The sequence below is a fragment of the Leclercia sp. UBA5076 genome (genome assembly GCF_002416465.1).
Taxonomy (GTDB): Bacteria; Pseudomonadota; Gammaproteobacteria; order Enterobacterales; family Enterobacteriaceae; genus Enterobacter.
Genome location: NZ_DIAO01000018.1, coordinates 212,072 through 224,347, shown reverse-complemented (window position 1 = coordinate 224,347; position 12,276 = coordinate 212,072). Strand labels below are relative to the sequence as shown.

The 12,276-nt window shown below is 62.0% G+C and carries 6 protein-coding genes; 2 read left to right on the top strand and 4 right to left on the bottom strand.

The features are described 5' to 3' along the window. Positions 1-48: 48 nt before the first annotated feature. Positions 49-1,443: a NarK family nitrate/nitrite MFS transporter gene (locus B3X29_RS18355; RefSeq protein WP_103179932.1), complete on the bottom strand. Its 1,395-nt coding sequence runs from the start codon at positions 1,441-1,443 to the stop codon at positions 49-51. Between the two features lie 309 nt (positions 1,444-1,752). On the opposite strand from B3X29_RS18355, the gene narX reads away from it, so the two are divergent. Both narX and narL read left to right on the top strand, forming a co-directional pair. Beyond that, the gene (narX, locus tag B3X29_RS18350) at positions 1,753-3,549 is read left to right on the top strand and encodes a nitrate/nitrite two-component system sensor histidine kinase NarX (RefSeq protein WP_159339473.1); all 1,797 of its coding nucleotides are present in this window, start codon (positions 1,753-1,755) and stop codon (positions 3,547-3,549) included. Then, positions 3,542-4,192 carry a two-component system response regulator NarL gene (narL, locus tag B3X29_RS18345; protein ID WP_032611305.1) on the top strand — a complete coding sequence of 217 codons (651 nt, stop codon included), beginning with the start codon at positions 3,542-3,544 and terminating at the stop codon, positions 4,190-4,192. Before narX ends, narL begins: the two co-directional genes overlap by 8 nt. 2 nt (positions 4,193-4,194) lie before the next feature. On the opposite strand, the gene B3X29_RS18340 is transcribed toward narL, so the two are convergent. The 3 genes from B3X29_RS18340 to nirB all read right to left on the bottom strand — a co-directional run bounded on the left by B3X29_RS18340 (position 4,195) and on the right by nirB (position 12,267). Beyond that, a complete protein-coding gene (locus B3X29_RS18340; RefSeq protein ID WP_156654665.1) occupies positions 4,195-5,598 on the bottom strand; it encodes a YchO/YchP family invasin in 1,404 nt (467 codons plus the stop codon). A gap of 181 nt (positions 5,599-5,779) precedes the next feature. Next, positions 5,780-8,290 carry a nitrate reductase gene (locus B3X29_RS18335; RefSeq protein ID WP_159339474.1) on the bottom strand — a complete coding sequence of 837 codons (2,511 nt, stop codon included), beginning with the start codon at positions 8,288-8,290 and terminating at the stop codon, positions 5,780-5,782. Continuing rightward, positions 8,287-12,267, bottom strand: coding sequence for a nitrite reductase large subunit NirB (gene nirB, locus B3X29_RS18330; RefSeq protein ID WP_159339475.1), 3,981 nt, complete (start codon positions 12,265-12,267; stop codon positions 8,287-8,289). The genes B3X29_RS18335 and nirB overlap by 4 nt, the downstream gene beginning before the upstream one ends. Positions 12,268-12,276: the final 9 nt, after the last annotated feature.

The window sequence follows — 12,276 nt, the reverse complement described above, 5'->3', positions numbered from 1 at the left end:
CAGGTTAAAAAAAGCGCGGCACCAGGCCGCGCAAACGGATAATCAAACTTACTTTTTATTAGAATTCCGTCCGTATACCAGCCAGGTGACAAACACGCAGACGATATAGAAAATCAGGAACACCTTCATCGCACCCGCCGGCGAGCCGGTCAGATCCAGCGAGATACCAAAAGCTTTCGGAATAAAGAACCCGCCAATCGCGCCGATCGCTGAGATAAAGCCCAGTGCGGCTGCGGTGTCAGTAGCCGCCTCACGCATCGCCTGCTGCTCAGTGCCGCCCTGCGCTTTAACGCGATCCATCGTCAGTTTACGGAAGATCACCGAAATCATCTGGAAAGTAGAGGCACTCCCCAGCCCGGCGGTCAGGAACAGCACCATAAAGACCGCGAAGAAGGCGCCGAAGTTGCCGCCCACGCCGTTTACCGGCAGGGTCATAAACAGCAGGGCACAGAAGATAGCCATCACCACAAAGTTCACCAGCGTGACGCGGGTGCCGCCCAGACGGTCAGAGATCATCCCGCCGGTAGAGCGTGCCAGGGCACCAATAAACGGCCCGAAGAAGGCGTAGTGCAGGATCTGCACATCCGGGAACTGGGTTTTGGACAGCATCGCAAACCCGGCAGAGAAGCCGATAAAGGAGCCGAACGTTGCCAGATAGAGCAGCGCCATGATCCACAGGTGGGCGCGCTTCAGCACTGGCAGCTGTTCGCTGAGTGACGCTTTCGATGCCGCCAGGTCGTTCATGCCAAACCATGCGGCCAGGGTAAAGACCACCAGGAACGGTACCCAGATCCACGCCGCATTCTGCAGGAACAGGTACGAGCCATCAGCCTGCTCCACGCCTGCGCCACCAAAGGCCGCAAAGATAGAGACCGAGATCGCCAGCGGCGCAATCAGCTGCATTACGCTGACGCCCATGTTGCCCAGGCCGCCGTTGATCCCCAGCGCCCCGCCCTGCTTCTGTTTCGGGAAGAAGAAGCTGATGTTCGCCATGCTGGAGGCAAAGTTTGCCCCTGCAAAGCCGCACAGCAGAGAGATGATCACGAAGGTGCTAAACGGTGTAGAGGTATCCTGTACCGCAAAGCCGAGCCAGACGCACGGAATGATCATGATGCCGGTACTGAACGCGGTCCAGCGGCGTCCGCCGAACACCGGTACCATAAAGGCATAAGGGACACGCAGCAGTGCGCCGGAGAGCGCAGGCAGCGCGGTTAACATAAACAGCTGATCGGTGGTAAACGTGAAGCCCACTTTCGGCAGGTTAACGGCGACGGCGCTGAACAGCATCCAGACGCAGAACGCCAGCAGCAGACAGGGAACGGAAATCCACAGATTACGACTTGCTACACGTTTGCCGCGCTGTTGCCAGAACGCCGGATCTTCCGGACGCCACTCGGTAATGACTGCGCCAGAATCCCTTTCGGGGGTAGTAGAGTGACTCATAGACACCTCTGATTCTTAAAAGTTGCCACAAAGATCAGGGTTTTAAGCCGACAGGAAGTTGATATAAATCAATGGGAAGGTGGGCAATTTTATGGCCTGAAAATCGCTATCCTCCAAAGTGAGTAGCGCTTTTCAGTGAAAAAGGTGTGGTTTTTCACGGTACTGCTCCCCCCGCTTACCCCTCTCCTCCCATTCACCCCTCCAATGGCAATTAGTAGGTAATCCTTTTGGGGTATGGGTATACTCCAGGGGTTGCCTGAGAATAGAGTTCTTGCCGAGTCCAGGCATTGTCAGGAGCCAGACTGCCCTATGTTTAAACGCTGTTTTTCACCACTCACGCTGGTTAACCAACTGGTGCTGATTGTCATGCTGTCTACCGGGATCGGGGTGACAGGGATGGCGATCTCCGGCTGGCTGGTTCAGGGCGTTCAGGGCAGCGCGCACGCCATTAATAAGGCCGGTTCACTGCGCATGCAGAGTTATCGCCTGCTGGCGGCCATCCCACTGGAAGCCAAAGACCAGGCGTTACTCGACGAAATGGAAGCAACGGCGTTCAGCCCCGAACTGGAAATCGCCGCCCGCCGCGATCGTCAGCAGGCGCAGTTGAAGGCCCTGCAGACTTACTGGCATACCCAGTTAATGCCCGGGCTGCGACAGGCGCGTAATCCGGATGCGGTAGCCCAGGATGTCTCCGGCTTTGTCAGCCGTCTGGATACTCTGGTTTCGGCGTTCGATCACAGCACCGAGCTGCGTATCGGCCGGGTAGTATTGTTGCAGCAACTGATAGCGGTCTTCATGGGGTTGCTGCTGGTCTTCACCATCCTCTGGCTGCGCGCCCGGCTGTTGCACCCCTGGCGCCAGCTGCTGGCGATGGCCCGCGCCGTGACCCAGCGTGATTTTACCCAGCGCGCCCACATCAACGGACGCAATGAGATGGCGATGCTCGGCGAGGCGCTGAACACCATGTCCGGCGAGCTGGCCGAGAGTTATGCGGTGCTGGAGCAGCGCGTGCGTGAAAAAACCGCCGGGCTGGAGCAGAAAAACGAGATCCTCTCCTTCCTCTGGCAGGCCAACCGCCGCCTGCACTCCCAGGTGCCGCTGTGCGAGCGCCTCTCGCCGGTGCTTAACGGCCTGCAGAATCTGACCCAGCTGCACGACATCGAACTGCGCGTATACGACCTGGAAGATGAAGAGAATCATCAGGAATTTACCTGTCAGTCGGATGCCAGCTGCGATGAAATTGGCTGCCACCTCTGCCCGCGCGGCCTGCCGCCGCTGACCACCAGCGGGATAACCCTGAAGTGGCGCCTGGCAGATAACCTGACGCAATATGGCATCTTACTGGCAACGCTGCCCGCCGGACGTCATCTCAGCCACGATCAGCAGCAGCTGGTCGATACGCTGGTGGAGCAGCTGACCGCGACGTTAGCCCTCGACCGTCATCAGGAAAAACAGCAGCAGTTGATTGTGATGGAAGAGCGCGCCACCATTGCCCGCGAACTGCATGACTCTATCGCCCAGTCCCTCTCCTGCATGAAGATGCAGGTCAGCTGTCTACAGATGCAGGACACGGATCTGCCGGAGAGCAGCAAGCAGCTTCTGAGCCAGATCCGCAACGAGCTGAACACCTCCTGGATACAATTGCGTGAACTGCTGACCACCTTCCGCCTGCAATTGACGGAGCCCGGCCTGCGGCCTGCCCTGGAGGCCAGCTGTCAGGAGTTTAGCGCCCGGCTCGGCTTCACCGTCTCGCTGGACTATCAGCTACCACCCCGTTTCGTGCCCTCTCATCAGGCTATTCATCTGCTGCAGATCGCCCGGGAGGCGTTAAGCAACGCCCTGAAACACGCCGGGGCGACGGCGGTCTCGCTCACCGTGAGCCAGCACGAAAACCAGGTCAGGCTGGTGGTGCGTGACAACGGCTGCGGGATCCCGGAAAACGCCGAACGCAGTAACCACTATGGTCTGATTATTATGCGAGACCGCGCGCAAAGCCTGCGCGGAGATTGTCAGGTCCGCCGGAGCGAATCGGGCGGAACGGACGTTATCGTCACCTTTATTCCCGAAAAGCCTCTTTTCACTGCTCAAGGAGAACATCATGTCTAATCAGGAGCCCGCTACAATCCTGTTGATCGACGACCATCCGATGCTGCGCACCGGTGTTAAACAACTTATCAGCATGGCGTCGGATATCACCGTCGTGGGCGAAGCCAGCAACGGGGAACAGGGCATTGAACTGGCCGAGGCCCTCGATCCTGACTTGATCCTGCTCGACCTGAATATGCCCGGCATGAACGGCCTCGAAACCCTGGATAAGCTGCGCGAAAAATCGCTCTCCGGGCGCGTGGTGGTCTTCAGCGTCTCCAACCATGAAGAGGATGTGGTCACCGCCCTGAAACGTGGCGCCGACGGCTACCTGCTGAAAGACATGGAACCGGAAGATCTGCTGAAATCGCTGCAACAGGCGGCGGCTGGCGACATGGTGCTGAGCGAAGCGTTGACCCCGGTACTGGCGGCCAGCCTGCGCGCCAACCGTGCCACCTCCGATCGCGACGTCAGCCAGTTGACCCCGCGCGAGCGCGATATCCTCAAGCTCATTGCCCAGGGATTGCCAAACAAGATGATCGCCCGCCGTCTGGACATCACCGAAAGCACGGTCAAAGTCCATGTAAAGCATATGCTGAAGAAGATGAAGCTGAAGTCACGGGTGGAAGCGGCGGTCTGGGTACACCAGGAGCGCATTTTCTGAGTTTACTCCTCCGGCAGCAGCGTCCAGCGCGGATCCTCCTCTGGCAGCGCCAGTAGCGGCTCCGTCAGGGCAAGCGTGATCTCATTGGAAGAGACACGCTGCCCCGCTTCATCTTCCACCACCACCGACAGCCGCCAGCGGTTGCTCGCCCCCTCACTGCTGTCCCACGCCGGCAGGATAATACTCCAGCCTTCGCTGTCACTGGCCTTCGCCGGTGAGGTCAGGCTCAGCGCCTGCGTATCGCCCTGCCAGTGCAGGGAACGCACCCCGTGTCGGCTGCGAATATCCAGCTTCAGCATGACCGTTTCGCCAGGCTTAAGATCCCACGGCGGCGTCGCCAGCCACACCGAGAGCGTTTTACGCTGGCGGAACTCCAGCACCGGCAGGTTCTGACGCTCAGGCGGATCGTAGCGGCTACCCCGCAGGGAGCGGCTTTCAGCCACTTCGCTGGCGGAGAGTTGTTTTTTCAGCGGCACCCCGAAGCGGTAGTTGAGCTTCAGGCCAAGGTTGTTCTGGCTCACCCCACTCTCCCCCTGCTTATGCCCGGCGGAAAGGGTCACCAGCGGCACCGGGGTGTAGTTCAACCCGAGGTTGACCGCCAGCGGATTGTGATACCCGGTGCCGGTGTGAAACAGATCCACGCTGTCGCCAAAATATTGTTCAAAGCTGATGCTGGTGTTGAGGTGATGATAAAAGGGCAGCCTGGCGTTGGCGCTGATATCGTACCCGCGCGCCATGCGCTGCTCCTGCACCTCCGAGCTGTCACGCCAGCTGGCAAACGGCTGATAGTAGTTGGCCGACAGGCGCAGGTATTCGCCCCAGGCTTCGGCGCCGAGCCCGGCGCGCTGGAGGTTTTCATCGAGCAGATTGTCATAAAAGGTGTTGTAACCCAGCAGCCATTTGCCCGCCACCCAGCGCTGGCCGATGCCTGCATTGCTCACCAGGCCGTCCTCCTGCTGGGTCAGGCCGAGCTGACTCCAGGTGAGGTAGTGGTTGTTATCCTGCCAGGGTATAAACCAGCTCCCCTTGCTGCCGGTGAAGCGCCCCTCGTCATTGACCAGCAGATCGACGCTGGCATTGCCCCACGGCGAAAGCCAGGACTCAATGTGCTGGTTCACCTCCTGGCTGACGGCGTCCCGCACCTGGCCCAGGGCAAACTGCCGGGCCTGCTCCTCGGTGGTCAGGCCGTTGTCGGTCATGCTGGCTTCGCCGAACGCTTTCGCCATCTCCGCCAGATGCTTTTCGCTTTCCCCCGTCGGGGTCGCCATGCCTAAGTCCGGCAGGCTGTCGCCATTATTATCGAACGGATTTTGCGCCTGATGGATAAACGAATTCGGGGCAGCGTGAACGGCTCCGGCATAACAGAGGAGAAGAAACAGCGAACGAATACGGGGGGAAACAACCATCACCGTCGTGTAAGGGTGCCTGTGTTGAGAGAAAACGGAGTTAACACCTTAGCGTGCCTGAGAAAAAATTTCAGCCCTAAGGGAAATTTCAGGAATATCCTGAAGCCTGATTGCCGGGTGGCGCTGCGCTTACCCGGCCTACGCATCCTTTGGGCCTGATAAGCGCAGCGCCACCAGGCGTTTACACCCTCACAGAAAGCATCGCTTTCAGCTCCGGCACACAGGAGCCGCAGTTGGTGCCGCAGCGCAATTTTGCCCCCAGCGCCGCCGCAGAGTCGCATCCCCCCGCAATGGCCTCGCGGATAGCGTTTTCGCCAACGCTAAAGCAGCTACAGATGATGCGCCCCGGATCGCTGCGCTCGCCAGGATCCTGCCCGTTAAGCAGGGCGTGACGCTCCGCCAGCGCGACCGGCGCGGCGTGAAACGCGGCTTCGATAAAAGTATGCGCCAGCCCTGGCAAAGCAACATCCTGCCAGAAGCCGAGCATTAATGCTCCCTGATGCCAGGCCAGCAGGCTGCTGCGCTCGCCCGTCTGCGCGATTTGCAGCTGCCAGCCCTGGCCGGCGCAGTGTGCCAGCAGCCACTCCAGCAGCGGCTTGTCCCCCGCCAGGGTCAGGCGCGACACCCCCTTTGCCGCCTTGCGCCACCAGTGGACGTATGTAGGCAGGGTCAGTTCCTCCCGGCTGTAAAGCTCCCCCTGCCAGGCAGGCTGCCACGGCATGAGTCGCACCGCAGTCTGTTTGCTCTCCGGCTGGCCGGAGTGGGGATCGCAGCGCCCTTCTACCAGGGCATTCACTTTGCCCTGGCGTGAAAAACAGCTGTTCCAGTGCATCGGGACAAACAGCTCCCCGGGGCGCTGCCCGTCATTGATCCGCGCCCGGACCACCATCAGCCCGCGCTGGGCGCTGATGCGTGCCAGTTGTCCATCCTGCATCCCCAGCCGGGCGGCATCCTGCGGCGAGATCTCCACGGTCGGTTCATCGCGGTGCTGCATCAGGCGCGGCACGTAGCCGGTGCGGGTCATGGTGTGCCACTGATCGCGCATGCGTCCGCTGTTGAGGGTAAAGGGATAGAGCAGATTCGGCGTAGCGCCATGCGTCTGCGGGTTGACCGGCACCCGGTGCGCACGGGTGAATACTTCCCGGTTGACGGGCCACTGCCAGGGCGTCAGCCCATCCCACTGCGCGCGGGTCAACTGCGTCAAGGCCGCGAGGTTAAGCTGCCGTTCGCCATGGTTCTCAAAGGCGGTCAGGGCGGCGTGTTCGGTAAAGATGGCGTGAGGATGATCCCAGGCGAAGGCCGCGCCATGGCCCAGCCTCTGCGCGATACGGGCGATGATCCACCAGTCGGGTTTCGCCTCGCCGGGCGCGGGCAAAAAGGCGCGCTGACGGGAGATGCGCCGTTCGGAGTTGGTCACCGTCCCCTCTTTCTCTCCCCAGCCGAGCGCCGGAAAACGGATGTGGGCGAAGCGGCTGGTATCGGTGTCGCGCATCACTTCGGAGACCATCACCAGCGGACAGGCCGCCAGCGCCTGGCAGACTGCATGGCTGTCCGGAAGGGATACTGCCGGGTTAGTACCCATGATCCACACCGCCTTCACGTCACCGCGGGCGATGGCCTCAAACAGCTCCACCGCCATCAGTCCCGGCGTCTGCGCCAGCCGCTCCGTCCCCCAGAAGCGGGCCACGCGGCTCAAATCGTCCGGCGTGAAATTCATGTGCGCCGCCAGCTGATTCGCCAGCCCGCCCACCTCGCGCCCGCCCATCGCATTGGGCTGACCGGTCAGCGAAAAGGGTCCGCAGCCGGGGCGGCCGATTTTGCCGCTCGCCAGATGGACGTTGATTATGGCATTGCACTTGTCGCTGCCGCTGGTGGACTGGTTGATCCCCATGGTATAGAGCGTCACTGCACGCGGGGCAGCATTAAACCAGGCGTAAAAGGCGGCGACATCGTCGGGCGGCAGGCCGCAAAATTCGGCCACTCGCTCAGCCGGCCAGTCGCTGGCCTGGCCGGGGTCGACCGCGTTGAGCAGCCCCACGAACAGCCCGGCGTCGCTGCCCGGCGTCAGGGCCAGATGCAGATCGGCAATGTCACAGGTCGCGGTGCGTCGCGGGTCGATCACCACCACCTTCAGCGCCGGATTGTCGATTTTCGCCTGCGCCAGGCGCTGATAGAGCACCGGATGGGTCCAGGCGGCGTTCGAGCCCACCAGCACCACCAGATCGGTCTTTTCAATATCCTCGTAGCTGCACGGCACCACATCTTCGCCAAAGGCGCGCTTGTAGCCCACCACCGCCGAGGACATGCAGAGCCGGGAGTTGGTGTCGATATTGGCCGCCCCGATAAAGCCTTTCATCAGCTTGTTGGCGGCGTAGTAATCCTCGGTCAGCAGCTGGCCGGAGGCATAAAAGGCCACCGCCTGCGGCCCATGTTGCTCAATAATCTCCCGCAGCCGCGCACTCGCGGTATCCAGCGCCTGCTCCCAGCTCACCGGCTGGTTGTCCACCTCCGGGTGCAGCAGGCGGCCCGCTAAACCGGTGGTCTCCCCCAACGCCGAGCCTTTAACGCACAGCCGTCCGAAGTTGGCCGGATGGCTGTCGTCACCGCGCACGCTTACCTCGCCCTTTTCGACGCGGGCGATCACCCCGCAGCCCACGCCGCAGTAAGGACAGGTCGTTTGGGTTTCCGTCATGAGGCCTCCGCGCGCATCACCAGCTCTTCACTGCCCACCTGCACCCGGTCGCCATCGACTCTGACCGGCCAGGCGCGCACCGCCACTTCGCCGGTTTCAACATGGCGCCCGTCGCGCAGGCGGATCCGCGTTTTATACAGGGGCGAGATCACCACCGGCTCGCCCCCGGCATCGCCGAGAATGCCGCGCGACAATACGCTGGCACTGCCGCCCGGCTCGCGATCCTCCAGGGCATAAATCGCCTTACCAAAGCGGAACAGTGCAATGGGCTGTGTACCCAGACGCGCGCCAATGCCCGCCTGTTCCGGGATCTCGTCCAGGGTACAGATATCCTGCCAGCGTTTTGCGGATGCTGGCGCGACGTCGAGAGTGCGGAACTGCGCCAGACGGCCCGGGTCCTGCAAAGTGGTCTGCCATTCGCACTGATAGGTATCCACCACCCGCTGCATCTCCTGCTCCAGCTCGGCGGCAATGCCGAGGCTGTCGTCGATGATCACCTCGCGCAGGTACGCCAGCCCGCCCTCGAGGTTATCCCGCCAGGTGCTGGTGCGCTGCAGGCGGTCGGCGGTGCGAATATAGAACATCAGGAAGCGGTCGACGTAGCGCAGGAGCGTGGCGTCGTCGAGATCGCTGGCGAACAGATCCGCATGGCGGGGCTTCATCCCGCCGTTGCCGCAGAGATAGAGGTTCCACCCCTTGTCAGTAGCGATCACCCCCACGTCCTTGCTCTGGGCTTCGGCACACTCGCGGGTGCAGCCGGAAACGGCCATCTTGATCTTGTGCGGGGCGCGCAGCCCCTTGTAGCGGTTCTCCAGCGTCACCGCCAGCCCGGTGGAGTCCTGCACGCCGTAGCGGCACCAGGTGGAGCCGACGCAGGATTTTACCGTGCGCAGGGATTTGCCGTAGGCGTGGCCGGTTTCAAACCCGGCGTCGATCAGCTGCTGCCAGATCTCCGGGAGCTGCTCCAGCCGGGCGCCAAACAGGTCGATACGCTGCCCGCCGGTAATTTTGCTGTAGAGCTGGTAGCGTTTGGCGATCTGGCCGATGGCGATAAGCCCGTCGGCGGTGACCTCCCCGGCGGCCATGCGCGGCACAATGGAGTAGGTGCCATCTTTCTGGATATTGGCGAAGTAGCGGTCGTTGGTGTCCTGCAGGGGCAGATGGGCCGGTTTCAGCAGATATTCGTTCCAGCAGGAGGCCAGCACCGATCCCACCAGCGGCTTACAGATCTCACACCCATGCCCCTGGCCGTAGCGGCTGATAAGCTGATCAAAGGTGTGGATGCGGTTGACGCGCACCAGGTGGTAGATCTCCTGACGCGAGTACGCGAAGTGCTCGCAGATGTCCTTTTTCACCTCCACGCCCTGGGCCGCCAGCTGGAACTCCATCACCTGTTTCACCAGGGCGCTGCACCCGCCGCAGCCGGTGGCCGCTTTGGTGCACTGTTTCACCGCCCCGATGTCGGTGGCACCGCTGCTCACCGCCTGGCAGATGTCGCCTTTGCTGACGTTGTGGCAGGAGCAGATCTGCGCGCTCTCCGGCAGAGCCGCCACGCCCAGCGCTTTCGGGGCGCTGCCCGCCACCGCAGGCAGGATCAGGGTTTCTGGATCGTTGGGCAGGCGGATGTCGTTAAGCATCATCTGCACCAGGGTGGCATATTCGCTGGCATCCCCCACCAGCACGCCGCCAAGCAGGGTTTTATTGTCGGCACTGACCACGATCTTCTTGTAGATCTGCTGCGGGCCGTGAGTCCACTGGTAGCTCTGCGCCCCTGCGGTGCGGCCATGGGCATCGCCGAACGACGCGACATCTACGCCTAACAGTTTCAGCTTGGTGCTCATGTCCGCACCCATAAACGCGTTCTCTTCTCCCGCCAGCGCGGCGGAGGCCACCCGCGCCATCTGGTAGCCGGGCGCCACCAGACCGTAGATTTTTCCCTCCCAGAGGGCGCATTCGCCGATAGCAAAAACATCGCTATCCGAGGTGCGGCACTGGTTGTCGATGGCAATCCCCCCGCGTTCGCCCAACGTCAGGCCGCAACTCCGGGCCAGCGCATCCTGCGGGCGGATCCCGGCCGAGAAGACCACCATGTCGGTCGCCAGCTCGCTGCCGTCGGCGAAGCGCAGTACCATCCCGCTGTCGGTTTCTGCGATTTCGGTGGTGGCCTTACTGGTATGCACCCCCACGCCGAGGGCTTCAATTTTACGGCGCAGCATCGCGGCGCCGTCGTTATCAAGCTGCACCGCCATCAGGTTCGGGGCAAACTCCACCACGTGCGTATCCAGCCCAAGCTGTTTCAGGGCGTTGGCCGCCTCCAGCCCCAGCAGGCCGCCGCCAATCACCACCCCGGTGCGCGAATTTTTTGCATGGGCGGCGATGTTATCCAGGTCGTCGAGAGTACGGTAGACAAAACAGCCCGGCAGATCCCGGCCCGGCACCGGCGGCACAAAGGGGTACGAACCGGTGGCCAGCACCAGCTTGTCCCAGTGGGTTTCATGCCCTGATCCCGTGCGAATCACCCGGGCGTCGCGATCGATGGCGACCACCGGCTGGGAGAGGCGCAGCTCAATGCCGTTATCGGCAAAGAAATCTCCGGCCACCATCGACAGCGAGTCGGCGCTGCGTCCGGCAAAATATTCCGACAGATGGACGCGATCGTAGGCGGCATAGCGCTCTTCGCCGAAGACCACAATCTGATACTGCTGATGCAAACCGCGATTGACGCAGTCTTCAAGAAAATGGTGGCCGACCATACCGTGCCCAACCACAACCAGAGTAGGTTTTGTCATAGCGTTCTGTCCTGCAACCTGCGGCTGCGTAGTGAATCGATCGAACAGCCAGTCCGCCTGAGCGGGTTCTGACGTTGCCAGTAAATCGGTGAGGGTGGCCGCGCTGCGACACTCCCCCATCAGCAGCACGCCTGCCAGCGTGCCGTTGCGAACCAGTAGACGGCGGTAGTGGCGGGTCAGCGGGTCCCGGCTGGTCCACACCGCATCTTTTTCCTGCGCGATAACCTCGCCAGCGCTGAACAGCTCAATACCGGTCACCTTCAGGCGCATGCCGTTTTGGGTGGGGGTAAAGGGTGCGACGCACTCCCCGGCGAGACGGGCGGCGAGGATCTCCGCCTGGGCGAGGCACGGCGCCACCAGCCCCCAGGTCTCGCCGTTTAATTCACAGCACTCGCCGATGGCGCTGATGCCCTCCATTGCGGTGCGCATCTGGTTATCCACCAGGATCCCCCGGCCGCACGGCACGCGGCTTGCCTGCGCCAGGGCGATGTTGGGCAACACGCCCGTCGCAAGTACCACCCGGGTGGCGGCCAGGGTGCGTCCGTCGCTGAGGGTGACGCTGTCAGGGGCGATCTGCGACAACCCGGCGTTCAGCTCACAGCCGATACCTCGCTCGCCGAGCGCCTGCTCCAGCAGCAGACCCGCCTGCTGGTCGAGCTGCTGCTCCATCAGCCACGGACCGCGATGGACTAACGTGACATTGTCACCTTGCTGTCTTAATGCTGCGGCGGCTTCCACGCCGAGTACCCCGCCCCCCAGCACCACCGCCGGGCCGGGCATCGCCAGAATGGCGTTCACATCCTCCAGGGTGCGAAAGGTGAAGACGTGGGGCAGATGGCTGCCGGGGATGGGCGGCACAAACGGCCGGGAACCGGTGGCAAAGACCAGTTCATCCCATACGAACTGTCGGCTGTAAGTACGCAGCGTTCGGGCGCTGATATCCACTGCCCGCACCCGCTCGCCGCACACCACGGTGATGCCGCGCGTCCGATACCAGCTCTCATCATGAAGCTGTGTCGCCGCCGCCTCTTTCTCGCCCCCCAGCACCGGCGAAAGCTGTATGCGGTTGTAGGCGTGTACGCGCTCCTCGCCGATGAGGGTGATCTCAAAGCGGCCTGGCGCGCGCTCGGTCAATGACTCAACCAGCCGCGTTGCCGCCAGTCCGTTTCCAATGATGACCAGGCGCATGGTTATGCT